Below are 25,741 nucleotides of genomic sequence, written 5' to 3' on the forward strand. Positions count from 1 at the left end.
CAAGTCAAATATAAAAAAGAGCCGGTTCTGCACCTGAAAATCAGGCGCCAGAACGCACAAATCTACATGGCTCTGAAAGGGATAGGCTTAAACGGAAAGGCAGAAATTCATATGAGAAAATTGAAAATGTGGCTTCTGGGGCTGGCTGCAGCGGCGATGCTGTCTGTTTCAGCGTGCGCGCAGGAGATTCCAGAGGGAAGTCTGAATGGAAACGGAAGTGTCAGCGCGGAGGAAAATCAGGCGGAAAGTGCGGACGGAGATTCGCAGGTGGTGTCATCGTCAGAAAATGGTGGAAACCGTGTATCTTCTGCTTCGGGAACGTCATTTAATCTGGCGGATGTACCGGCATATTCCGGTCAGCCGTATGTGGCAGTCAATGGAAATGTGCCGTATTTTACCGATGCGGACCTGACGGATGTATCATTTGAGAGTTACAGTGATCTGGACAGCCTGGGGCGCTGCGGCGTGGCATATGCTTCGGTTTCGCAGGACACGATGCCGACGGAGAAGCGCGGCTCGATCGGGGAAGTCAAGCCGGCGGGCTGGCATACGGCGAAGTATGACAATGTGGATGGAAAGTATCTCTATAACCGCTGTCATCTGATCGGCTACCAGCTTACGGCGGAGAATGCCAATGTCAAAAACCTGATTACCGGAACCCGCTATCTGAACGTACAGGGAATGCTGCCATTTGAAAATCTGACAGCCGATTATGTGAAAGAAACCGGAAACCATGTCATGTACCGCGTAACGCCGGTTTTTGAGGGCAATAATCTGGTTGCCTCCGGCGTCCTGATGGAGGCGGAATCCGTCGAGGATCAGGGCGAGGGAGTGCTGTTCTGCGTGTACGTCTATAATGTCCAGCCGGGTATTGCGATCGATTATGCGACAGGAGAAAGCTGGGCGGACGGTTCTGGAAGTGCGGGAAGCACAGCCGGACAGGGAACGGCTGGAAATGGCAGCAGCCAGAATCAATCGGCTGGATCGGGAGCAGCTGGTTCGTCGGGAGGCGGCGCTGGATCCTCTGGAAGCAGCGCGACGGTTCAGACCTACATTCTCAATACCAACTCGAAAAAATTTCATCTTCCAAGCTGCACATCTGTCACCCAGATGAAGGCGGCAAACCGGCAGGAATTTACCGGTACGCGCGATGAAGTGATTGCAGATGGATATGAACCATGTAAGAACTGCAATCCCTGATAAAACAGAGATGCAAAGTGTCTCGGTTGTGCTGTGTATGGAAAGAATCGGATGAGAACACGGTTAAGGGAGTTTCTTTGACGGGACCGGTGCGCGCTTCGGTGCTTGCCTGCCTGGAACCGCTGACGGCGGCGTGCCTGTCGGCGGTCTGGCTGAATTCCGTTTTTACACCGGCAGAGTTGATTGGATTCGTATGTATTCTGGCGACGGTTTTGATTATGAAATAGTATAAGAATAATATTAGAGATTTACTTTTTTAACAACACTTTGCAAGAATTCTCCTATCCTCTTTAGTGTGGCAGTATCAATAGAGAGAAAAAGGATTGACAATTTCACAAAATATTCACAAATAATTAGCACTCACCTCTTGACAGTGCTAACGGAAAGTGCTATAACATAGCCAGAACGAAGGAAGAGGAACAAAGAGGAAGCAAAAAGAAAGGGTTGAGCGCTTCCGGGAATGTTCCCAGACCGTCCCGGTTCCGAAAATGTTGGTTATAAACATAATGAACAGCTGGTAAGCTGAAAAAAAGGAGAGATGACTTATGTTAATGCCGAGTATTTTTGGAGAAAATTTGTTTGATGATTTCTTTAATGATTTTCCGTTTTATGATGATAACGCCGGACAGAAGATAGAGAAAAAGCTGTATGGACGCCATGGACAGAACCTGATGAAGACCGATATCAAGGAAATGGAAGATGGCTATGAGCTGGAGATGGATCTGCCGGGATTTAAGAAAGAAGAGATTTCGATTTCCCTGGAAGATGGTAATCTGACGATTCAGGCTGCGAAGGGACTGGATGAGGACGAGAAGGAGAAAAAGTCCGGTCGTTACATCCGCAGAGAGCGTTACGCAGGTTCCTGTGCGAGAAGCTTCTATGTCGGTGATGATATAACAGAGGAAGATATCAAGGCGGAATTTAAGCATGGTATTTTGAAGATTTTTGTTCCGAAGAAAGAAGCAAAACCGGAAGTCGAGCAGAAAAAATATATTGCGATTGAAGGATAATGTAGAAGAAGCAGTCAGCCGGATTGATGGATGCAGTTGTCTGGCTGTAACATAGAAAAGAGCGCTGTGGCACTCATGAAGCAGTTTTACCAGAAATGGAAAGCCGGTTTGTGAGTGTTGCGGCGCTCTTTTTCACTATTTTATCTCTGATTAGTAGTTAATAGCTGTGATACCGATAGATCCCTCTTTGTCCAGACCAAAGGTAACTGCCGGTTTAACGGATGGATCGCCTACGATGAAACCTGCCTTGGTCAGTTCGGTGGAAGAAACATCGGCTGTCTTGACTGCCTCAATCAGCGCGTCGGTAAATACCTTGTCTGCGTCGAGAGCCATAAATTCAGTTCTGTTATTTACGACAATCCCGTCATCGATGCCGATGTAGGACGGATAGACAAGCAGCTCGGCTAAATCGTTCATATTTTTATTGGCGATGATGCTTTGAAGGGATCTGGCAAAACCACGGTAAAGTTCTGTGATTTCTTTTTCGCTCAGAGTCTCGTCTTCTGCATGATCTGCATCCGTTGTCTGGGAGGTTTCTTTTTCTCCGGCAGTAGTTGTTTCGCTGGCATCGCTGCTTTCTGCTAATGTATCGTTTTCCTGTGTGGATTCAGCGGCAGTTGTTTCAGCCGTGGTTGTTTCAGACGGCTGGCTGGAGCAGGCGGTCATGCTGGCGGCTGCGATGAGAGTGGAAACCATCAAGGTATAAATTGATTTTCTCATAATTTCCTCCATTTGCAATCAATGGACTCCCGGAAGCTTTCTGTGCTTAATGTTGTGAGATGATTTGCAGGAAAGACTCCGAGAGTACCTATCAATAAGGTATGGACAGTAGGTGTCCTCTGCCTGTATGTTTTGCTGATATGATTATCATATCATAAGGCGATGGGAATGTATATGAGGTTTAATGTAATGCGTTTAAATCCGCCTTTTTAAGCCTTTTATTTTTTATAGAAACAATTCCCACCAACCACCTGATAGCTGGAGTAGCTGTCGTAGTTTGCTGATTTGGTCGAGGTAAAATAAAGGTAGTCGCCTATCTGATTCTCCCCGGCGAGCGCTGCCTTTGCCGCCTTGGTGGCAGTAGAGGACGGTCCTCTATCGAGATATTTGTCAAGCAGGCCGGAGGTCGCGCCTGGGAACTGTCCGTCCGCGTAGATAACGCTGGAGATGGATTTGCCCCATTTGCCAGATTTGACGCGGTTGACGATCAGACTTCCGACTGCCAGATAGCTTTCATAGGATCCGCCGTTGGCTTCCATCGTGAGGCAGGCGGAGAGCAGATAAACGTCGCTCTCGGAGGCGGAGATCACGTAGGATGATTTAGCGGCTGGTGCAGCCGTGCTCTTTTTCGAAGAGCTTCCAGATTTTCCCGAAGTCTGGGAGGAAGCTTTAGCCGCGTTTGCTTCTGCCTGCGATTTTGCGGCTGCAATCTGGGCTTCCTCGGCGGCTCTGGATGCCTGCTCAGCTTCTTCAGCAGCCTGCCGTGCCGCCTCCAGCGCTGCCATCTCAGCCTCAATGCTGATTGCGCGTCCTGGCTTGACGCTGATTGTGACATAATCAGAAGAAACGTAACCGGAGGTGTCAACGGAAAGCTGGATTTTGACCCATCCAGTTTCCTGACTCAGTACAGGATAGTAGTCTTCCGCGGCAGCCAGACCGACGATGGCAGAATCCGTGCTGGCTTCCTCGCGTACATGGAGTGTCTGTGTGCTGACGGTAGCGATATAGAGACCAAGCTCTTTGGCGAGCGGCTTGATATCATCGCCAAATACAAGATAATCGTCCTTGAGCCATCCCTCCAGCCCACCGGAGCGGATTTTTGTCCAGCCATTTTTGCGTTTTAAAATGGTACCGCCGCCTCCGCGGAAGCAGGTGCCGAGTACCTTGGCATCTGTATCTGGTTTTTCTCTCAGGTTCAGCGCATCATCCACATTGGCGACCGCGAGATTTTCATACGGATCGACCGGCTTTTCTTCTTTGATTTTGGCTTTCGCCGTACTTTTAGCATCGGTGCCGGTCTGATGACTGTTTTTTAAGGTGCTGGAAGAAGCGATGGAAGGATCAGAGCCGGCGTTGTTCTTCTTATCAGAAGGTTTAGAGAGGCATAGAAATGCCAGCAGAGCCGCCCCGGCCACAATAAAAAGGATCAGGAAATAGATCGCCATCATTGTTTTATCCATTTTTTTGCGCCTGGAAGAAGCAGGTTTCAAAGGGGAATCGTTCATATCGTATATCCTTTCTGATATAAAAACATCTTGGAAATATTACAAAGATATTACAAAATTCTTCATTTACTATAGCAAATAGGGAAATCCTTGTCAACAAAGGCGGATTTTACGATTAGAAGAGGAGATGAAGCTGAGTAAAAATGATGTTTTTGGAAACACTATTCCATCAGTGACAGCAATCGTTTCGCCGGAATTCACACGAAACAATCAATCAAAAACAATCATAAAAAATCAAAATTGTGCAATATAACCCAAAAAGAGGCAGCATGTTTGTGAATAAGTTTGATTGATTTTGAATGAAAATGATTTTATAATACAGTCAGAATCAATCAAGATAAGAAAGGAATGAAGGCTTATGATTTATACGGTAACCTTTAATCCATCGTTAGATTATATTGTGTCAGTGAGCGATTTTAAGCTCGGACTGACCAACCGGACGGATTCGGAGCTTTTGCTTCCGGGCGGAAAGGGAATCAATGTTTCGACGGTCCTTCAAAACCTTGGAATTGCCAATACGGCGTTTGGCTTTACTGCCGGGTTTGTCGGCGAGGAGGTTCGGAAGGAAGTGGAGCAGCTGGGCGTGAAAGCCGAGTTTATTTCTCTGGATGAGGGAGTCTCCCGCATCAACCTGAAGCTGAAATCCATCGACGGGACTGAGATCAACGGTCGGGGACCGAAGATTCCGCGGGAAGCGGTGGATGCGCTGATGACCCAGCTTGACCGACTGGGGGCGGATGATACGTTGGTGCTGGCTGGAAGTATTCCAGCGTCGATGCCGGATGATATTTATCAGAAGATTATGGAGCGCCTGGATGGCAGAGACGTCCGGATTGTTGTGGACGCGACCAAGGATCTGCTGCTCAATGTGCTGGGACACCATCCATTTTTAATCAAACCGAACAATCATGAACTGGGAGACATTTTCGGCGTGAAGCTCTCGGAGCGGGAGGAAGTTGTTCCGTATGCGAAGAAGCTGCAGGAAAAAGGTGCGGTCAACGTGCTGGTTTCGATGGCAGGCAAGGGCGCGGTTCTTCTGGCGGAGGATGGAAGCGTCTATGCGGCGGAAGCACCGAAGGGAACCTTGAAAAATGGTGTCGGAGCCGGAGATTCGATGGTAGCCGGTTTCCTGGCCGGATACGGGGAGAGCGGAGATTATGAACACGCCTTCCGCATGGGACTGGCAGCTGGAAGCGCGAGCGCCTTTTCGGAGCAGCTGGCGACGAAGGATGAGATAAAGAAAGTGTATGAGAACTGTAAAATCACAAAAATCGGATGAGGTTGTATGCAGACATTTTTGAAGCTGGCAAAATGTACTGCCGGATATGCAATGCATACCTGACATTCGGGCATAAATAGGGAGGCAACAGATATGAAGATTACTGATTTACTGGATCCGAGAAGTATATCGCTGGATGCGGCACCCACCAGCAAATCGGAGACACTGGACAAGGCGGTAGAGCTGATGGCGGCGAGCGGAAAGCTGTCGGATGTCGAGGCATTCCGCAAGCAGGTTTATGCGAGAGAAAAAGAGAGCACGACCGGTATCGGCGAGGGGATTGCAATTCCTCATGGAAAATGTGATGCGGTCAAAAAGCCGGGGCTGGCGGCGATGGTCATCAAAAATGGCGTGGATTTCGACTCCCTGGACGGCGAACCGGTCACGCTGCTGTTCCTGATTGCAGCGCCAAATACAAAAGATAACGTACATCTGGATGTGTTGAGCAAGCTTTCCGTTCTCATGATGGACGAGAATTTCTCAGATTCCCTGCGAAATGCCTCTTCGGTGGAAGACTTTCTTTCCATTATTGATAAGGCAGATGCAGAACAGGCAGGCATCGATGAGAGACTGGCGGTTGATTCCGGCGAAGAAGCGGCAGATACAAATGGAGAGAATGCCGCACAAGCAGGTGGTCAGGAGATTCAGGCGCAAAAAGCGGGTGCAGAGACGGAACAGACAGCCGGACCGAAGATCTTAGCGGTTACTTCCTGTCCGACCGGTATCGCGCACACTTACATGGCTGCCGAAGGCCTGGAAAAAGCGGCACGCGCGAAGGGATGGAAGATCAAAGTTGAGACGCGCGGTTCAGCCGGAGCAAAAAATGTGCTGACGGCACAGGAGATCGAGGCGGCGGACTGCATCATCGTGGCAGCGGACGCACAGGTGCCGATGGATCGGTTTGACGGAAAACGAGTGATCGAATGTCAGGTTTCGGACGGTATCAGCAAGGCACCGGAGCTTTTGGAGCGCGCGGCGTCCGGGGAGGTACCGGTTTACCACGCAGCATCATCTGGAAACAGCAGCCCGGCAAAGGCAGCCTCTGGCGGCAAATCGGGCAGTGTCGGACACCAGATTTACACACAGCTGATGAATGGTGTCTCCCACATGCTTCCGTTTGTAGTCGGCGGCGGCATCCTGATTGCGATTGCGTTTCTGATTGATGGTTTCAGTGTAGATATGAATGCACTTCCGCTCGACCAGCGTGTAAACTTTGGTACGATTACCCCGCTGGCGGCATGGTTTAAAAATGTCGGCGGTGTGGCATTTGGCTTTATGCTCCCGATTCTGGCTGGTTTCATCGCGATGGCGATTGGAGACCGCCCGGCGCTGGCAGTCGGTTTTGTCGGCGGCATGATTGCTTCTCAGGGAAAATCAGGTTTCCTTGGCGCCCTGGCGGCAGGTTTTATTGCCGGATATCTGATTCTGGCGCTTCGGAAAGCGTGCGAGAATCTTCCAGAGGCACTGGAAAAGATTGCTCCGGTCCTGATTTACCCGGTTGTGGGCGTCCTGCTCATCGGACTGGTTATGAGCTTCGTCGTAGAGCCGGTCATGGGCGCGATCAATATGGCGTTAAACAATGGTCTGAGCAGCATGGGTGGTTCGAGTAAGCTGATTCTTGGTTTTGTGCTGGCGGCGATGATGGCGATCGACATGGGCGGTCCATTCAACAAGGCGGCATATGTATTTGGTACGGCGGCAATCGCCTCCGGCAACTACGATGTGATGGCAGCTGTTATGATTGGCGGTATGACACCGCCGTGTGCGATTGCGCTGGCAACAATGCTGTTTAAGAAGAAATTTACAAAGGAGGAGCGTGAGGCAGGACCGACCAACTTCATCATGGGTCTGGCATTCATCACGGAGGGCGCGATTCCATTTGCAGCGTCCGATCCGGTACACGTGCTTCCAGCCTGCATCGTCGGTTCGGGTGTTGCGGGAGCGATGAGCATGTTATTTAACTGTACGCTGATGGCGCCGCATGGCGGAATCTTCGTATTCCCAGTCATGGGAAATCCACTGTTCTACCTGCTGGCACTGGTGGTTGGCATGGCGATCTCGACGGTACTCTTAGGAGTTCTCAAGAAGAATGTAGAAGAATAGATAAATAATTTTTTTTGACGGAATGTGAATCTTTATTAGAAATTTTTTGGTCAAATCAATCAAAATAGGTTATAATGAGAAGGAGAACATCATCATGAAAGAGTTTAAATATACCATTACAGACCCGGAAGGAATCCATGCACGCCCGGCAGGTGAACTGGTAAAGGCGGCAAAACAGTTTACGAGTACGATCAAGCTGGCGAAAGATGGAAAGAGCGGCGACTGCAAAAAGATTTTCGGTATCATGGGACTGGCGGTAAAGAACGGACAGGAAGTAACCCTGACCTTTGAGGGCGAGGACGAAGAAGCAGCTTATGAGGCAGTCAGCCAGTTTATGAAGGAAAATATGTAGTTTAACAAAGATGCCGCGATGTAAGGGATTATTACATGGCGGCATTTTTCGATAATGGATCAATGGAAAGGGGAATGATCATGCAGACGTATCGTGGAAAAAGTGTATTTGGCGGTGTCGCAGTTGGAAAAATATGTGTGTATCAGAAAGGCGAGCAGACCGTAAAACGGACGAAAATAGAGAATACAGAGCAGGAAAAAGCGCGGTTTAATGCGGCGGTTCAGGAGTCCATCCGCCAGCTCGGCGAGTTGTATGAAAAGGCGGTAAAAGAAGTTGGCGAGGCGAATGCGTCGATTTTTGAGATTCACCAGATCATGCTGGAGGACGAGGACTATCTGGACGCGGTTCAGAATATCATCGATACGCAGAAGGTCAATGCCGAGTATGCGGTTGCGGTGACCGGTGACAATTTCGCCCAGATGTTTGCGGCGATGGAGGACGAATATATGCGCGGGCGCGCGGCGGATGTCAAAGATATTTCGGAGCGGATTGTGCGCGTTCTGTCCGGAGGCGCAGGTCAGGGCATCCATACGGACGAGCCGGTGATTATTCTGGCAGATGATTTAGCACCGTCAGAGACGGTACAGCTTGAAAAGGACAAGGTGCTATCCTTTGTGACGGTACACGGTTCCGTCAATTCCCACACGGCGATCCTGGCGCGTACGATGAGCATTCCGGCGCTGATCGGAACGGACGTGGCGCTCGATGAGACGGTAGATGGGAAATTTGCGGTTGTGGATGGTACGAACGGAGTCCTGTATGTGGAACCGGATGAGGAGACATTGGAAACAATGCGCCGCCGGCAGCGGGAGGAACAGGAGAAGAAAGAACTGCTGCAAACACTGAAAGGGCGCGAAACAGTCACTCTGGATGGCAAGAAGATCCGCCTGTATGCGAATATTGGCAACAGCAAGGATCTGGCGTCGGTCATTCATAACGATGCGGCGGGCATCGGACTGTTCCGCAGCGAATTTTTGTATCTGGAAAAAGAAACATTTCCGACGGAGGAGGAGCAGTTCCAGGTATATAAACAGGTAGCGGAAACGATGGCGGGCAAACCGGTCATTATCCGCACGCTGGACATCGGCGCGGACAAGCAGTGCGATTATTTTGAACTGAAAAAAGAGGAAAATCCGGCGATGGGCTGCCGGGCGATCCGTATCTGCCTGACAAGACCGGAGATTTTCAAGACACAGCTTCGCGCGTTGTTTCGGGCAAGTGCCTATGGCAATCTCCAGATCATGTATCCGATGATCACAAGTGTCTGGGAGGTCGAGGCGATCGCGAAGATTGTCGAGGAGGTCAAGACGGAGCTGACCGCACAGAATCTCCAGTTTGGCGACCCGAAGCAGGGCATTATGATTGAAACCCCGGCGGCAGTCATGGTAAGCCGGGAACTGGCGAAAAAAGTGGACTTTTTCAGCATCGGAACGAACGACCTGACCCAGTATACGCTGGCAGTTGACCGTCAGAATCCGGAGCTGGATGCATTTTACGATCCGCACCATCCGGCGGTGCTGGCGATGATCCGCATGGTTGTCGAAAATGCGCACGCCGAGGGCATCTGGGCAGGTATCTGCGGCGAATTGGGCGCGGATCTGAGTTTGACAAAAGAATTCCTGAAAATGGGTGTGGATGAGCTTTCCGTATCGCCGGGGCGTGTGCTGCCGATTCGGAAGGTCATTGTCGAAAGCAGCTGCAGTTGATAAGAATATTAAGACAGAGAGAAGTGAAAAATTGAGCTAAAAAAAGTTCAACCACAGCAGAAGATGAAAGGAAAAGAGTCATGCTGACAGAAAAAAGATACGAACTGATTTTGGAACTTCTGGATAAAAAGAGGAGTGTGACAGTTCCTGAGATTAAAGAGGTGCTGGGAGTTTCGGAATCGACGATCCGGCGGGATCTGAATGCGCTTGACAAGGCGGGGCGCCTGACCAAGGTGTTTGGCGGCGCGGTGTCCTCGGACGGGACATTTACGGGAACCGAACCGTCAGTGGCACAGAAGATGGAATTGCAGCAGGAGGAGAAAAGGAGAATCGCCCAGTTTGCGGCGGGACTTATCCAGCCGGATGATTTTGTCTATCTGGACGCGGGCACGACGACCGGGTATATCTTAGACTATCTTCCGGCGCGCAGCGCCACGTTTGTGACGAATGCGGTATCACATGCCAAACGGCTGGCAGCCGCCGGAAACCGCGTAATTCTGATTGGTGGTGAGTTAAAGGGCACGACGGAGGCGGTCATCGGAAGTCAGGCGCTCCTGACGATCCAGGGCTATCATTTTACAAAGGGATTTTTTGGAACCAACGGCGTCAGCAAGCGCCACGGTTTCACGACGCCGGATCCGAATGAGGCATTAGTCAAGCAAGAGGCAATGCGCCAGACAGAGCGCTGCTATGTGCTGGCGGACAGCCAGAAATTCGGCATGGTAAGTTCGGTAACGTTCGGGGTGTTTGAAGAAGCGACGATCCTCACGGAGACAGAGCCGCCGGAAGGATTTAGCGGCAGCAAGAATATCCGGGTGGCAAAGTAGAATAGTGAGCAGTAACAATCGTGTTTTTCTAATGAAATCCTAACATATGTACGATTTGACAAACTATTAGAATATTGCTATATTTATAGAAAATCAATAGGGCGGCAAACGGGCAGGATTATGTATGACGATCGGGAGGAACGATGGATCCGAACCGATCGCAGTCAGCATGGATCCTGAATCGTTATGCCGCCCTTGTTAGTGTTTACAGTTATGTAAAAGGAGAACTTTCTAAAAGGAGAATTTACCATGCAGCAATTTCACGGCAGTGACGAATACATCGCTTCGGATGAACTGATCCGCAGCGTTAACATTGCGGCGGCGCTCAAAAAGCCGCTCTTAATCAAGGGAGAACCGGGCACTGGAAAGACGATGCTCGCGGAGGCGATTGCCAGATCCCTCGATATGGAACTTTTGATCTGGAATATTAAATCGACGACCCGCGCACAAGACGGTCTTTACGTGTACGATACGGTACAGCGTCTTTACGACAGCCAGTTTGGTGCGGACGGCGTTGATGATATTGCCAGATATATCCGCCTCGGAAAGATGGGAGAGGCATTTGAGAAGGAAAAGCAGACGGTTCTTTTGATCGATGAGATCGATAAAGCGGATCTGGAATTCCCGAACGACCTGCTCTGGGAACTTGACAAGATGGAATTTTACATTCCGGAGACGGGAAAGACTGTCAAAGCGAAGCACCGTCCGATTGTGATTATTACCTCCAATGCGGAGAAGGAGTTGCCAGATGCGTTTCTGCGCCGCTGTATCTTCCATTATATTGCATTCCCGGAGCAGCCGATGATGGAGAAGATCATCAAGGCACATTACCCGGATCTCGACCAGAAGCTGATCGACGGCGTGCTGGACGCCTTCTACCGGGTGCGCGATCTGCGCGGCCTGCAGAAGAAGCCAAGTACCTCCGAGGTGTTGGACTGGATTCAGGCGCTTGTGATCGGCGGCGTGCCGGTGGAGAAGCTGGAAAAGGAGATCCCGTTTGCGGGGGTACTCTTAAAAAAGACAGAGGATTTAAAGCTGGTGGAGAATAACCGATATGTTTACTGATTTTCTGTATCTACTCCGTTCTTACGGGATGAAGACGAGCCTCAATGAGTGGAACAGCCTGATGGATGCGCTGGAAATGAACCTGAACGACGCGAGCCTGACGGAGTTTTACTATATGGCGAGGGCGGTTCTGGTCAAAAAAGAGTCCGAATATGACAAATTTGACCAGGCATTTCTGGCATATTTTAAAAATGTGCAGACGTTTGAGGAACTTCCGAAGGAGGTCTTAGACTGGCTTGCCAAGGCGCACGCGCAGACGCCGTATGATAAGGATGAGGTCGATGCGCGGTTTGCGGGACTTGATCTGGACGATATCCGTAAAATGATGGCGGAACGACTGAAAGAGCAGCATGAGCAGCACCACGGCGGCAATAAGTGGATTGGAACCGGCGGTACGTCGGCATTTGGACATTCCGGTTACAGCCCGAAGGGCATCCGCGTGGGCGGACCGGGCAAAAACCGGAGCGCGCTGCAGGTGGCGGAACAGCGGAATTACCGCGATTTCCGCGACGATGCGGTTATCCAGATCCGGCAGTTCCAGGTGGCGCTCAAAAAGCTGCGTCTTTTATCCTGCCGTGAGGATGGACCGAAAACGGAACTCAATGTGGAGAAAACGATCGAGAAGACCTGTGACGAAGGCGGACGTCTGGAGCTCGTCATGGAGCGCCCGAGAAAGAACCAGACGAAGCTTCTGCTTCTGATGGATAGCGGCGGGTCGATGTGGGCATATGCGGATCTGTGCAACCGGCTGTTCCAGGCGGTCAATCAGTCGTCCCATTTTAAGGATTTGAAGATTTATTATTTCCACAACTGTTTCTACGATCAGCTGTTTACGACGCCGTCCTGCTCCTGGAGGGATAAGATCTCGACCGAGTGGGTCTTTCACAACCTGAAACCGGAATACAAGGTAATTCTGGTTGGGGATGCGTCGATGGCGCCGTCGGAACTTCTGTACCGCGGCGGCAGTCTCGACTATTTCCACAGCAACGAGCGGACGGGCATTTACTGGCTGCAGGAGATGCACCGGCGTTTTCCGTCGGCGATCTGGCTGAACCCGATGCGGGAAAATAACTGGGCATATGCCTACGGTGCGTACACGATCAGTCTGATCCGCGAGGAGATTCCGATGTTTCCGCTGACGGCGGCAGGACTTGAGGCTGGAATTAAGGAATTGAAAAAATAAATATGGAAAAAGGGGCGGTTCCCGATATTGACAACAAAGTAAATTTGTGCTATTATTCATCATAAACTCTTTGCACTGCATATCAAACTACAGTACAAACTGAGCAGACCGTGAATATCATGGGGTCGGGTCGCAGAAGCGACAGTGGAAGTTAGTTTCATCCACGGGACAGTAGTTACTCATACTGGTTCGTGGGTGTTTTTTTATACTTTTTTATGGGTTTGCAGCACCCACCTATCGTTAGTGCCATGAGATATTTTTTGGAGGTAACGAATATGAAACAGAATGATTTTCAGAAGGTGGCAAATCAAGTGTCTTTTGTAACGATAGTAGTGAACATCCTTTTGGCGTTTATGAAGCTGTTAGCCGGCGTGTTCGCACATTCGAATGCGATGATCAGTGACAGTATCCATTCGGCGTCCGATGTGTTCAGCACGATGATCGTGGTGATTGGAATTAAGCTGTCGTCCAAACAGCCGGACAAGGAGCACCCGTATGGACATGAGCGGATGGAGTGTGTGGCTGCGATTGTCCTCTCGATGGTTCTCTTTATGACAGGTCTGGGGATTGGCGTGGAGGCGCTTACGGACGTGCTCAAGGGAGAATACAGTCACCTGCAGGTTCCGGGAATGCTGGCGCTGGCAGCGGCTGTTATATCCATTGTCAGTAAAGAAGCGATGTACTGGTACACCCGATATTATGCGAAAAAGATTGATTCCAGCGCACTGATGGCAGATGCATGGCATCACCGTTCCGATGCGTTTTCCTCGATCGGTGCGCTGGTCGGAATCGTGGGCGCGAGAATGGGATTTCCGGTCATGGATCCGATCGCGAGTCTGGTTATTTTCGTCTTTATCGTGAAAGCGGCGTATGAGATTTTTAAAGATGCGATGGATAAAATGGTCGATCATTCCTGTGATGAGAAGACCGAAGAACAGCTGCGCGCCTGCGTTCTTCAGAATCCAGATGTGGCGCGGATTGACCTGCTTCAGACGCGGATCTTTGGCAATAAAATTTATGCGGACATTGAGATTGAGGTAGATGGTTCCATGCCGCTGCGGGAGGCGCACAAGATTGCCGAGGTGGTGCATAACAGCATTGAAAAGACATTTCCGAAGGTAAAACACATTATGGTGCATGTCAATCCGGAAATTGACCGGAAATAGAAAGAAGGACTGCCGCAGACTGGCATATTTCCTTTTAAGCAGACCAAGATAACAATAAAAATCTTGTTTACTTAGAAGAGGGCATGCCAGATGCGGCGGTCCTTTTGGCGCTTTTGGGAACATGAAAATTTTAAACATTTTTAAGGACGTCCTGAAAGTTATACTTCCCATTTGCAATGAATACCATCATACTGCAAAATGGAAAAACTACAATCATGAATATGGAAAAAATGAAAGAAAAAGGAAAGAAAAAAGGAACCGTTAAGAAATTCTTACGAATCGGATCTTTTGGCGATCTTTTTTAGAATCGATCTGGACTTTTTTTCCGACTCTGCTATAATAAGGATTCAGAATCCATATATGCAGGCCGCAGCCATATGGCGCGGCAGAGAGGTTTGTGAAAAAATGAAAAATAAAAGTATGAGTATACTTAAAATGACTGGTGCGGCAGCTGCACTGGTGCTGATGTTTGCACAGCCAGTACTGGCAGATGGCAGTTTTGCAAATGGAACAAGTGTAAATGGCGTCGCAGTCGGCGGCATGAGCAACGAGGAAGCAAAGGCAAAGCTGGAGCAGAATTACGGTTCTTATAAATTAACGATCAAAGAACGCGGAGGCAAGACAGAAGAGATCACCGCAGCGGAGATCGGCTATAAAGTAGTGATTACAAATGAGCTGCAGGCAGCGATTGACCAGCAGGCAGCAGGGGCAGCTGGAGCAGGAGCGCTGACGATCGCGATGCCGCTTTCCTGCGATCAGACGATGCTTGCAAACCGCATTGCTTCCTTAAATTGTATGTCAGATAGTGCAGCACCGACGGTAGATGCCCATATATCCGCCTGGGAAGAAGGAAAAGATTTCACGATTGTTCCGGAAGTAAAGGGAGAATCTGTGGATAAGGCAAAGGTACAGACGGCGATCAATGCGGCGATCGCCTCCGGCATGACAGAGATCGATCTGGAAGCATTAGGATGTTACACACCGATCCAGGTGACTTCCGACGATGCATCCTTAAAAGCACTCTGCGCCCAGATGAACCAGGCTAAAAATGCGACCATCACCTTCCATATCGGTGATGCAACCGAGACACTGTCCGGTACTGAATATGTCAGCTGGTATACAGGCGGCGAGAATGGTGTCATTACCGTAGACCGCGATAAGGCAGCTGCCTACATCAAGGCGCTGGCAGCGAAATACGACACAGCTGGAACTACCCGTACCTTCCATACCACTTCCGGAAAAGAGGTTGCCTTGACAGGCCCTTATGGATGGAAGATTGACCAGACTGCAGAGACAGACAACCTGGTTCTGATGGCGCAGACAGGCATCAATCAGGAACGTGAAGTCCAGTTTTCCCAGCAGGCAGCCAGCCATTCAGACGCAGACTGGGGCAATACCTACGCAGAAGTTGATTTCGGCGCCCAGCATGTATATATGTATGAAAACGGCGCCCTGACCTGGGATGCTCCGTGCGTAACCGGAAACGTATCCAAAAACTACACAACCCCGGAAGGTATTTACAGCCTGACCTACAAGCAGGCCGACCGCGTTCTGCGCGGCGCCAAACAGGCAGACGGCACATATGAATATGAAAGTCACGTAGACTATTGGATGCCATTCAACGGCGGCATCGGTTTCCATGACGCAAGCTGGAGAAGTAAATTCGGCGGAACCATCTACCAGTATTCCGGCAGCCACGGCTGCATCAATCTGCCGGTTGATAAAGCAAAACTTCTCTACGAGAAAGTATACAAGGGAATGCCAGTTCTCTGTCACAACTAAACATTTCCTCTAAGCGCACATTCGGTATTTAGAAGAAAGACATGGGGTACTTTCTTGAATATAGTTAGATAAGAAAGTAGATGGTGGATAAAGTAATTTACCATACGGAACGAAAAAAGATCCTACGTCGTCATCCAGCCGCATTCATGCGCTGGATGACACCAGGATCTTAAATTTTACCAAGTTATCATCCAATAAACAGGAGAAAAAGCCGCCCGAGCGAAAATGGAATTTTCGAGACTGTGGATTTACTTGGCAGATTCGGATTTGATGTTGAAAGAAACCGCAACAAACTTGCTTTGTGAGGATTTCTTTTTGTTTTTAATCAAACCGAAGATGCCTAGAAAATCCCAGTCCTCGAAACCTGATCATTTTTGCCCGGGCGGCTTTTTCTCCGTCCCTCTCACGAAAATCAAACTAATTATCTATTTTCCTTCCCCAATAATCAATTCTTCCCCATACGGCAAGGTCTTGATCCAGTCACAGAATGTATGCCACTCCGCCAGCTTATGATCCTTTCTGGCATAATAAATATTAATCAGTGTCTCATAATTAAACGAACAAGTCCGCATCTGATTATAACTGCTCGGCAGCAGCTGGATCATATCATACCAGTCATCCTTATTCTTTGTCTCCAGATAACGCAGGCGGATTTCCTCCAGCTTGGCGATAACTGTTTCCATAAATGCGCGTGTTCCGGCTGTCATGTGGTCGCAGCTGAAATCGTCCATCGAAAACGGTTTGCTGGCGATTTTGTGCATCGTGCTGGTTGAATTGGCGACGGTCGCTACTTTATAAGTATCATATTCTTTCCACCAGTAGAGAGGTGCGGTCACATCGACTGAGACAAATACCTGGCGCAGAAACTTGCGGTGGTCGCTGCCTGCTTTGCGGAGACGTTTCGCAAGGTCTAGATCGTTCGGTCCCAGTTTATATTCGCCATTCTCATCATAAAAGCTGTCCATCCGTCCCCAGCTGTTCATCGGATTGCGGGCACCGCGCATGGCATTTTCCAGATTCATGACGCTGGTACGTTCTAATTTAAGCATAATCAAACTCCTTTTTCATATAAGTGAATTATTTTCAGGATAAACTCACTTTTGTGAGTTGTTTCAGGCGGGATCAGTATACCACAAAAACCATGTTCCGTAAACAAAGCATAAAAAAACATACAGAATTACAAGAATCGATAGTTACTGTTCCCGGGTGGGCACTTTTGGAAGCAAAAGTGCCGTAAGAAAACGTGGTGGCAGCAGGAATTTACCGTATTTAAATGCGAAGTCACGGCAAATTCCGTTACTGGGCACGTATGCGTGAACAGTAAGATCGATAAAAATTACAATCCAAAACAGAATACAGGAAAAAGCAAAGAGATTATGCGATATGCACAGAAAAACATAATGAAAGTATGTATTTTTAAATATGAAATAGTATTGACATAAAATGAAAAACATGCTAATATTTAGCCATAGAAATTCACTGATATGAAAATTAAAAAGAAAAAATTAGATTTTACGAAAATTAAGTGAGAAAAAATTTCATATCATAATCACGAATGAGACAAAATGTCAAAAAGGAGAGATGAACAATGAGCAATGGATATTTCAAAGTAGAGATGCCGAAAAATGAGCCGGTAAAAGCATATCTTCTGGGAAGCCCGGAGAGAGCCAGCTTAAAGAAAGAACTGGAGCGCCAGTCCGCACAGGTTGTTCAGGTTCCGATGATCATCGGTGGTAAGGAAGTTTGGACAGAGAGAAAGACCAAAGCAGTTATGCCGCATGACCATGCTCATGTAATCGCAGAAGCAGCTTCCGGCGGTGAGAAAGAGTTAAAGGATGCAATCGCAGCGGCTCTGGCAGCCAGAAAAGCATGGACCGAGATGCCGATGGAACATCGCGTATCTATCTTTTTAAAAGCAGCTGATTTAATCGCTGGTCCGATGAGAGATAAAGTAAATGCAGCTACCATGTTAGGACAGAGCAAGACCGCATATCAGGCTGAGATTGATACCTGCGAGCTGATTGATTTCCTTCGTTTCAACGTATACTACTTACAGCAGATTTATGACAGACAGCCGAACAACACACCAAATGTTTGGAACCGCATCGAGTACCGTCCACTGGAAGGTTTCGTAACCGCGATTTCCCCATTCAACTTCACATCCATCGGTGCTAACCTTCCGACCGCTCCGGCGATCGCAGGTAACGTAGTTCTCTGGAAACCGGCTACCACAGCAGTTCTTTCCAACTACTATGTAATGCAGGCCCTGATGGCTGCAGGACTTCCGGCAGGTGTTATCAACTTCGTACCGAGCCGTGGTTCTGACATGAGCAAGTACGTATTAAGCGATCCGAACCTGGCAGGATTCCATTTCACAGGTTCTACCGAAGTGTTCAGCGGTGTTTACTCCTTAGTAGGCGAGAACATCAAGAAATACAAAACATATCCGCGTCTGGTTGGCGAGACTGGTGGAAAGGACTTCATCTTTGCTCACAATTCCGCAGACGTACCGGGTCTGGTAGCAGCTCTGACAAGAGCATCCTACGAGTATCAGGGACAGAAGTGCTCCGCAGCTTCCCGTGCATTTGTTCCGGCAAGCATCTGGCCGCAGGTTAAAGAGGGTATGCTGGCAGAGATTGAGAAGATTAAAATTGGCGATATAACCGATTTCAGAAACCTGATGGGCGCTGTTATCGATGCATCCGCATTCAAGACCAACAAAGAGTACATCGACTATGCAAAAGCATCCGAGGATGCAGAAGTTATCTGCGGCGGATACGATGATTCCAAGGGATATTTCATATATCCGACCCTGATTGAGGCTAAGAAGCCAGATTTCAAGACTATGGTAGAGGAAATTTTTGGACCGGTTATGACCGTATATGTATATCCGGATGACAAACTGGATGAGACTCTGGCAAGCTGCGATACCGCAACGTCCTATGGTCTGTCCGGAGCAATCTTTGCAGATGACCGCGAAGCTATCGTTAAGATGGAAGATGCACTTAAAGGAACAGCCGGAAACTTCTACATCAACGACAAGCCGACCGGTGCAGTTATCGGCCAGCAGCCGTTCGGTGGTGCAAGAGCATCCGGAACCAACGACAAAGCCGGCAGCGAGATCAACATGTATCGCTGGTTAAGCCCGAGAACCATCAAAGAACTCAGAGTACCGTGCCTGGATGTAACATATCCGTACATGGTTGAGGCATAAGCAGTGCAAAGCAGGGCAGTAAGACAGGAACGTTGTGCTTGCACATAAGGAACTGTCTTGCTGGACTGATTTATAGGGCGCAGCCCGTCCAGCGAAGAAAAGCGCAGCTTTTTTGAGCTGGGGCACTGAGCACGCTGAAGCCACTGAGCATGCTGGGGTGCAGCTCTTCCCCATAATTTACTAAATTAAAACCAACCACCCAGAGGATCGGCGCTGATCCGGAATCTGTGTAACGAAACACACGATTTCATATCGGTGCCGATCCTTTTTATAATTTAGAAAATCTGTCCGAGTATCCCAGCCACACCCGCTCAGATATTGTTCCGTTTGTTTGGAATGAAATTGCGGCATTCTGTTATTAAAAATCCCATTATGTTACTGCTCACACATGTGTGCCCAGCAACGGGATTTTGCCGATGCTGCGCATTCCAAATCGGCAAAATCTGCTGCGAGAACTGTATCGTACAGAATTTTCAGTTCAGAAAATTCCTATTTGTGAACAGTTACCCTATTATTCCTTACATTCATCTGATTTGAACCAGTCCTTGTATTTTTCATAAAGATCCAGTAAAATCAAATACGAAATATGGATTTGAGGATTTGTTTTTGTTCAAATTTTCTCAGTTCGATTTTAAATTCAAACAAAAAGGATGAGAAAGCAATGACGGTGATTGATGTATCTGGCTGCGGAAGCGGTGCAGTGTTTTTGATAAAGGGAAAAGCCAATCTCCTGTTCGAGGCGGGGATGGCGTATGCTGCCGATCAGATGGTGGAAAATATAAAAAGAGAACTGGGCGATGCAGAGTTAGACGCGGTTCTTTTATCCCATTCCCATTATGATCATGTAGCGGGGCTTCCGGTGGTGCGGAAAGCATGGCCGGGGGTGAAAACATATGCTTCCGAGCGCGCAAAAGAAATTTTAGTGAAACCGGGCGCTTTGAAGACGATCCGGCGTCTAAGCGGCGAGGCGGCAGAAGCGGCGGGGCTTCCATGGGATTCGGAATATGACGATGCAGATTTACAGATTGATGTATCGCTGGAGGACGGTGAGACGATCGAACTGGGCGACCATACGATCTACGCGTTTGCGACGATCGGCCACACGAAATGTTCCATGTCTTACCTGATTGACGATGAGTTGATGCTGTGCAGTGAGACGGTAGGCGTCATGGGGCATGATGGGAGTTATATGCCGTCGTTTCTGGTAGACTATAAGGCGGCAGAAGAATCCATCGAGTATTCATCGGAATTGGATGCAAAAGAGATTATTTTAAACCACTATGGCTTTGTCAGTGAAGCGGATAAGGCGACGATCTGGGATGTCCTGATGCAGAAGCTTCGTGACAGCCGTGATGCAATGATTGATATTATGAACCGGTTCCCGGAAGAAGAGACGGCGCTTCGGGAGATGGAGCGCGTGTTCCATTCTCATGTAGATAAGAAAGAACAGCCAGACGAGGCATTCTATATCAATGCGGCGAGCATGATGAAGACACTCAAAAGACAGTTTCCGGAACGGTTTCCGAGACATTTTCAGCTGATTGCGGCAGTGGATCGGAACTGGGGTATCGGCAATAAAGGGCAGATGCTGACGGTGATCCCGGCGGATCAGAAATTATTCCGGCAGGAAACGATGGGAAAAATCATCGTGATGGGCTATAAAACGTTTCTGACTTTCCCGGCTCAGCGACCGCTGGATGGCAGAATCAACCTGATTTTGACAAAAAAGAAGGCTCTGAGCGTAAAGGGGGCAGAGATCTGCCACAGTGTCGAGGAGGCGCTGGTGCGGATTGACGAGCTGAAACAGGAAAAACATCTGACAGATGTAGATGTCGTCATCATCGGCGGCGAGTCGATTTACCGGCAGTTCCTTCCGTTCTGCGACACAGCGCAGATCACCTGGATTGATTTTTCCTATGTGGCAGACACACATATGGTTGATCTGGAGAAAGAAGGCTGGGAACTGGTAAGACGAAGCGGCGAGCAGACATTTTTCAATTTGTGCTATGAATTCAGGGAATATCGGAAGCTGGAAAAGGAATCGCTCTAAGGTTGTCAAAAATAGGACAAAGTGGTAAAATAATTGAGAATTCTGAAAAGTCAAACAATAAAATGTTCATATAACAGTAAGGAGGAATAGAATGTACCCGATTTTAAAAGCTGAAAAACTGGCAGATAAGATTTATCTGATGGTTGTAGAAGCACCGCGTGTAGCGCGTGCATGTGAGCCGGGCGAATTTGTCATCGTCAAGATGGGCGAAGAGGGCGAGAGAATCCCGCTGACCATCTGTGATTTTGACCGTCAGGCAGGAACGATCACGATCGTATTCCAGACCGTGGGAGCTTCTACCGAGAAGATGAGCACCCTCAAGGCTGGGGATGCATTCCATGATTTCGTAGGACCGCTTGGAAATCCGTCCGAGTTTATCCATGAGAATATAGAAGAGCTGAAAAAGAAGAAATACCTCTTCGTAGCCGGCGGCGTCGGTGCGGCTCCGGTTTATCCGCAGGTAAAATGGATGCATGAGCACGGCATTGATGTAGATGTTATCGTAGGTTCTAAGACCAAAGATCTGCTGATCCTGACCGAGGAGATGGAGAAGGCAGCCGGAAACCTTTACATCACAACCGACGATGGCAGCTTTGGCATTAAAGGTATGGTTACAGGTGTCATCGAGGATTTAGTTGAAAAACAGGGACGCAAGTACGATGTCTGTGTTGCAATCGGACCGATGATCATGATGAAATTTGTCTGCCTGCTGACGAAAAAACTGGAGATTCCGACGATTGTCAGCCTGAACCCGATCATGGTAGATGGAACCGGTATGTGTGGTGCCTGTCGTGTCACCGTAGGCGATCAGGTCAAATTTGCCTGCGTAGACGGACCGGAGTTTGATGGACATCTTGTTAATTTTGACGAGGCGATGGAACGTCAGAGAATTTATAAGACTCAGGAAGGCAGAGCGATGCTGCGCTTGAAAGAGGGCGATACTCATCACGGCGGATGCGGACAGTGCGGAGGTGACAAATAATGGAAGCAAAGAGAGATATGATGAAAAAGGTGCCGGTCAGAGAGCAGGATCCGAAGGTACGTGCGACTAATTTTAAAGAGGTATGTCTCGGCTATAATATGGAAGAAGCAGTTGCGGAGTCTGAGAGATGTCTGAACTGTAAAAATGCAAAATGTATCGCTGGATGCCCGGTTTCCATCAATATTCCGGCGTTTATCCAGGAAGTAAAAGCGGGAAATATTGAAGAGGCAGCGAAAGTCATCGCACTTTCTTCGGCACTTCCGGCAGTCTGTGGACGTGTCTGCCCACAGGAATCCCAGTGTGAGGGACAGTGTGTGCGCGGTATCAAAGGCGAGGCGGTTTCCATTGGTAAACTTGAGCGCTTCGTGGCAGACTGGTCCCGTGAGCATGGTTTTGTACCGGCAGCGCCGGAGAAGACAAACGGAAAGAAAGTGGCAGTCATCGGTTCCGGTCCTGCAGGTCTGACCTGTGCAGGCGATCTGGCAAAACTGGGCTATGAAGTAACCATTTTCGAGGCACTTCATGAGCCGGGCGGAGTATTGACCTACGGCATTCCGGAGTTCCGTCTTCCGAAGGACGGCGTTGTACAGCCGGAGATCGAGAATGTCCGCAAGCTGGGCGTTAAGATTGAGACAAACGTAGTTATCGGAAAATCTATCACAATCGACGAACTGATGGATGAAGAAGGTTTCCAGGCAGTCTTCATCGGTTCTGGTGCCGGACTTCCGAAGTTCATGGGTATTCCGGGTGAAAATGCCAACGGCGTATTTTCTGCAAATGAGTACCTGACCAGAAATAACCTGATGAAGGCATTCCGCGATGATTATGACACACCGATCATGGAATCGAAGAAGGTAGTTGTAGTCGGCGGCGGAAACGTAGCGATGGATGCGGCAAGAACGGCTCTGCGTCTCGGTGCAGAAGTTCATATTGTATATAGAAGAAGTGAGAAAGAGCTTCCGGCACGTGTGGAGGAAGTACATCACGCAAAAGAGGAGGGCATCCATTTTGACCTTCTGACCAACCCGGTTGAGATTCTCGAGGATGAGAACGGATGGGTCAAAGGTATCGTATGCCGCCGTATGGAGCTTGGCGAGCCGGATGAATCTGGAAGAAGACGTCCGGTTGAGGTGGTCGGTTCTGATTTCATGATCGATGCAGATACCGTTATCATGGCGCTGGGTACTTCCCCGAACCCGCTGATTTCCAATACGACCAAAGGTCTGGAGATCAACCGCTGGAGATGTATCGTGGCGGATGAGAGCAATGGAAAGACAACGAAAGAGGGCGTTTACGCCGGAGGCGACGCAGTGACTGGCGCGGCTACGGTTATTCTCGCGATGGAAGCCGGACGAGCAGGTGCAAGAGGCATCGACGAGTATCTTTCTGAAAAATAATGAAATCTCATCATGTGGATTTGCTGAATGAAGCAATTGCCCCGGCACTGACCCGGCTGGCGCTTCCGATCATGGCGACCTCTCTGGTTCAGATGCTTTACAATCTGACTGATATGGCGTGGATCGGACGTCTCGGGGCAGGCGCCGTCACGGCGGTGGGATCGGCAGGTATGTATACCTGGTTTTCACAGGGATTTGCGATTTTGGCGAGGACGGGCGGTCAGGTAAAGACCGCCCATTGTCTTGGTGCGGGAGAAAATGACAGTGCGGCGCAGTATGCGAGAGGTGCGCTGCAGTTGGGAATTTTGTTTGCCGTGCTGTATGGGCTGGTTTCGCTCTTTGGAGCCAGTCGGTTAATTGGATTTTTTAAATTAAACAGCCCGGAGGTGATTGCACAGGCAGAATGGTATGTGCGGATCGCCTGTGGGCTTGTGATCTTTTCTTATCTAAATGCGATCTTGACCGGACTTTTGACGGCGGCGGGAAACAGCCGGACACCGTTTATCGTCAACGTGGCGGGGCTTGTCTTCAATGTTGTGCTGGATCCGGTGCTGATCTTTGGAATCGGACCATTTCCGGAACTGGGAGTCAGCGGAGCAGCGGCTGCGACGGTCACGGCACAGGCGCTCGTAAGTCTTCTGTTTTTCCGGGCAGTCCTGCGAGAAAAGGTGCTGTTTCCGCATCTGCGTCTCTGGGTGCTGGTTCCAGTGAAGGTTTGGAGGGAGATCGTGCGGATCGGTGTGCCGTCGGCGGTGCAGAACCTGATTTACGCAGGAATTTCGATGATTCTGACCCGCCTTATCACCGGATGGGGTGATCTGGCAGTGGCGGCACAGCGTGTTGGCAGTCAGATTGAATCCGTTTCCTGGATGGTCGGAGATGGCTTTTCGGCGGCAGTCAATGCATTCCTCGGACAGAATTATGGGGCGAAGCGGTATGACCGTGTGCGCCGCGGCTATTTCTGTGCGATCGCGATGACGGCGGCGTGGGGACTCTGCACGACATTTTTGCTGATCGGAATGGCGCGTCCGCTGTTCTCGATCTTTTTGCAGGAAGAAGAGGTCATGGCGCTCGGCGTCAATTACCTGCGGATCGTGGGACTGAGCCAGATGTTTATGATGGTGGAACAGACCTCGATCGGTGCGTTTTCCGGTCTGGGGCGGACGCTGTATCCGTCGATCGTCAGCGTGACCTTTACCTCCGCGCGCATCCCAGTGGCGGTGTTGTTGTCCTCGGTGATGGGACTTAGCGGTATTTGGTGGGCGTTAAGTATTTCCAGCATGGTAAAGGGATGTATTCTGTTCGTTAGTTTTGTCCTGTTTTTGTATGTTTTTTTGGAGAGAAAGAAAGATGAGAAAACCGTCTGAAAAGTTACAAAAAACCTATGGACGAATTGAGAATTTCGTGAGATAATAGGGACAGGATTGATGTGATAAAATTAACAAAGTACAAAATCCAATCATTTCGAAAGGAGTCTTACAATGATTTATTCACAAGAAGTAGAAAATATGTGTCCAGTAGCCCAGGGCGTAAATCACGGCGCTGCTCCGATCCCGGAGGAAGCAAAGTGGGTTAAGTCCAAAGAAGTAAAGGATATTTCCGGTTTAACACACGGTGTTGGCTGGTGTGCGCCGCAGCAGGGTGCTTGTAAGCTGACCCTGAATGTTAAGGAAGGTATCATTCAGGAGGCTCTGGTAGAGACGATCGGATGTTCTGGTATGACCCATTCTGCAGCGATGGCAGCAGAGATTCTTCCGGGAAGAACCGTACTGGAAGCATTAAATACAGACCTTGTCTGTGATGCAATCAACACCGCCATGCGTGAGCTGTTCCTCCAGATCGCATATGGCAGAACGCAGAGTGCGTTTTCTGAAGAGGGGCTTCCGATTGGTGCCGGCCTTGAAGACCTTGGAAAAGGACTTCGCTCTCAGGTAGGTACGATGTACGGAACTCTGAAAAAAGGTCCGCGTTACCTTGAGATGGCAGAAGGCTATGTAACAGGAATTGCACTGGATGAAGAAGATCAGATCATTGGTTACCAGTTTGTAAACTTAGGTAAGATGACCGACTTCATCAAGAAGGGCGACGATCCGACCACTGCATATGAGAAGGCAAAAGGTCAGTACGGTCGTGTAGACGATGCAGTTAAGATTATCGATCCGAGACAGGAATAAGCACAGGGTACATAGTTAAGGAGGAA

The 25,741-nt window shown here is 49.1% G+C and carries 21 protein-coding genes and 1 riboswitch; of the genes, 18 read left to right on the plus strand and 3 right to left on the minus strand.

Features of this window, described 5'->3' with window-relative positions:
• The first annotated feature begins 111 nt into the window (after positions 1-111).
• The 3 genes from DW720_RS07980 to DW720_RS07990 all read left to right on the plus strand — a co-directional run bounded on the left by DW720_RS07980 (position 112) and on the right by DW720_RS07990 (position 2,210).
• Positions 112-1,200 (plus strand): DNA/RNA non-specific endonuclease, encoded by a 1,089-nt coding sequence (locus tag DW720_RS07980; protein WP_118742721.1) that lies wholly within the window; start codon positions 112-114, stop codon positions 1,198-1,200.
• Between the two features lie 17 nt (positions 1,201-1,217).
• On the plus strand, positions 1,218-1,427 hold the full coding sequence (locus DW720_RS07985; protein ID WP_182427930.1) for an EamA family transporter: 210 nt from the start codon (positions 1,218-1,220) through the stop codon (positions 1,425-1,427).
• 318 nt (positions 1,428-1,745) lie between these two features.
• On the plus strand, positions 1,746-2,210 hold the full coding sequence (locus tag DW720_RS07990) for an Hsp20/alpha crystallin family protein (protein WP_022359203.1): 465 nt from the start codon (positions 1,746-1,748) through the stop codon (positions 2,208-2,210).
• A gap of 150 nt (positions 2,211-2,360) precedes the next feature.
• Here DW720_RS07990 and DW720_RS07995 read toward each other — a convergent pair whose 3' ends face one another.
• Together DW720_RS07995 and DW720_RS08000 are read right to left on the minus strand one after the other, a co-directional pair.
• Positions 2,361-2,930: a hypothetical protein gene (locus tag DW720_RS07995; RefSeq protein WP_118749488.1), complete on the minus strand. Its 570-nt coding sequence runs from the start codon at positions 2,928-2,930 to the stop codon at positions 2,361-2,363.
• Positions 2,931-3,148: 218 nt separating this feature from the next.
• Positions 3,149-4,390 carry a cell wall hydrolase gene (locus DW720_RS08000; RefSeq protein ID WP_243099723.1) on the minus strand — a complete coding sequence of 414 codons (1,242 nt, stop codon included), beginning with the start codon at positions 4,388-4,390 and terminating at the stop codon, positions 3,149-3,151.
• A 403-nt stretch (positions 4,391-4,793) separates the two neighbouring features.
• Here DW720_RS08000 and pfkB point away from each other — a divergent pair, with 403 nt between their 5' ends.
• From pfkB to DW720_RS08045, 9 genes are all read left to right on the plus strand, one after another.
• Positions 4,794-5,714: a 1-phosphofructokinase gene (gene pfkB, locus DW720_RS08005; RefSeq protein ID WP_118524616.1), complete on the plus strand. Its 921-nt coding sequence runs from the start codon at positions 4,794-4,796 to the stop codon at positions 5,712-5,714.
• A 93-nt stretch (positions 5,715-5,807) separates the two neighbouring features.
• Positions 5,808-7,817: a PTS fructose transporter subunit IIABC gene (locus DW720_RS08010; RefSeq protein ID WP_118749489.1), complete on the plus strand. Its 2,010-nt coding sequence runs from the start codon at positions 5,808-5,810 to the stop codon at positions 7,815-7,817.
• Positions 7,818-7,911: 94 nt separating this feature from the next.
• The gene (locus DW720_RS08015) at positions 7,912-8,169 is read left to right on the plus strand and encodes an HPr family phosphocarrier protein (protein ID WP_022359198.1); all 258 of its coding nucleotides are present in this window, start codon (positions 7,912-7,914) and stop codon (positions 8,167-8,169) included.
• A gap of 80 nt (positions 8,170-8,249) precedes the next feature.
• The gene (ptsP, locus tag DW720_RS08020) at positions 8,250-9,875 is read left to right on the plus strand and encodes a phosphoenolpyruvate--protein phosphotransferase (RefSeq protein WP_118482372.1); all 1,626 of its coding nucleotides are present in this window, start codon (positions 8,250-8,252) and stop codon (positions 9,873-9,875) included.
• Between the two features lie 80 nt (positions 9,876-9,955).
• The gene (locus DW720_RS08025; RefSeq protein WP_118749490.1) at positions 9,956-10,702 is read left to right on the plus strand and encodes a DeoR/GlpR family DNA-binding transcription regulator; all 747 of its coding nucleotides are present in this window, start codon (positions 9,956-9,958) and stop codon (positions 10,700-10,702) included.
• A 249-nt stretch (positions 10,703-10,951) separates the two neighbouring features.
• Positions 10,952-11,767 carry a MoxR family ATPase gene (locus tag DW720_RS08030; protein WP_022359195.1) on the plus strand — a complete coding sequence of 272 codons (816 nt, stop codon included), beginning with the start codon at positions 10,952-10,954 and terminating at the stop codon, positions 11,765-11,767.
• Entirely contained in the window at positions 11,757-12,950 is a 1,194-nt protein-coding gene (locus tag DW720_RS08035) for a VWA domain-containing protein (RefSeq protein ID WP_107000351.1), read from the plus strand. The genes DW720_RS08030 and DW720_RS08035 overlap by 11 nt, the downstream gene beginning before the upstream one ends.
• 89 nt (positions 12,951-13,039) lie before the next feature.
• Positions 13,040-13,124: riboswitch (NiCo riboswitch) on the plus strand.
• A gap of 101 nt (positions 13,125-13,225) precedes the next feature.
• Positions 13,226-14,116 carry a cation diffusion facilitator family transporter gene (locus DW720_RS08040; protein WP_022359193.1) on the plus strand — a complete coding sequence of 297 codons (891 nt, stop codon included), beginning with the start codon at positions 13,226-13,228 and terminating at the stop codon, positions 14,114-14,116.
• Positions 14,117-14,536: 420 nt separating this feature from the next.
• Complete coding sequence (locus DW720_RS08045) at positions 14,537-15,898, plus strand: L,D-transpeptidase family protein (protein WP_243099724.1); 1,362 nt, start codon at positions 14,537-14,539, stop codon at positions 15,896-15,898.
• Between the two features lie 425 nt (positions 15,899-16,323).
• On the opposite strand, the gene DW720_RS08050 is transcribed toward DW720_RS08045, so the two are convergent.
• On the minus strand, positions 16,324-16,947 hold the full coding sequence (locus DW720_RS08050; protein WP_107000350.1) for a hypothetical protein: 624 nt from the start codon (positions 16,945-16,947) through the stop codon (positions 16,324-16,326).
• Between the two features lie 539 nt (positions 16,948-17,486).
• Here DW720_RS08050 and pruA point away from each other — a divergent pair.
• From pruA to DW720_RS08080, 6 genes are all read left to right on the plus strand, one after another.
• A complete protein-coding gene (gene pruA, locus DW720_RS08055) occupies positions 17,487-19,112 on the plus strand; it encodes an L-glutamate gamma-semialdehyde dehydrogenase (RefSeq protein ID WP_118749492.1) in 1,626 nt (541 codons plus the stop codon).
• Positions 19,113-19,773: 661 nt separating this feature from the next.
• A complete protein-coding gene (locus DW720_RS16195) occupies positions 19,774-21,162 on the plus strand; it encodes a dihydrofolate reductase (protein WP_347560708.1) in 1,389 nt (462 codons plus the stop codon).
• Between the two features lie 91 nt (positions 21,163-21,253).
• Positions 21,254-22,144 carry a sulfide/dihydroorotate dehydrogenase-like FAD/NAD-binding protein gene (locus DW720_RS08065; protein ID WP_118491812.1) on the plus strand — a complete coding sequence of 297 codons (891 nt, stop codon included), beginning with the start codon at positions 21,254-21,256 and terminating at the stop codon, positions 22,142-22,144.
• On the plus strand, positions 22,144-23,541 hold the full coding sequence (gene gltA, locus DW720_RS08070) for an NADPH-dependent glutamate synthase (protein WP_118749493.1): 1,398 nt from the start codon (positions 22,144-22,146) through the stop codon (positions 23,539-23,541). The genes DW720_RS08065 and gltA overlap by 1 nt, the downstream gene beginning before the upstream one ends.
• A 14-nt stretch (positions 23,542-23,555) precedes the next feature.
• Entirely contained in the window at positions 23,556-24,908 is a 1,353-nt protein-coding gene (locus DW720_RS08075) for an MATE family efflux transporter (protein ID WP_347560709.1), read from the plus strand.
• 114 nt (positions 24,909-25,022) lie between these two features.
• Positions 25,023-25,715 (plus strand): hypothetical protein, encoded by a 693-nt coding sequence (locus DW720_RS08080; protein WP_022359683.1) that lies wholly within the window; start codon positions 25,023-25,025, stop codon positions 25,713-25,715.
• Positions 25,716-25,741: the final 26 nt, after the last annotated feature.

It is taken from the genome of Clostridium sp. AM27-28, from assembly GCF_003480955.1.
GTDB lineage: Bacteria > Bacillota > Clostridia > Lachnospirales > Lachnospiraceae > Otoolea > Otoolea fessa.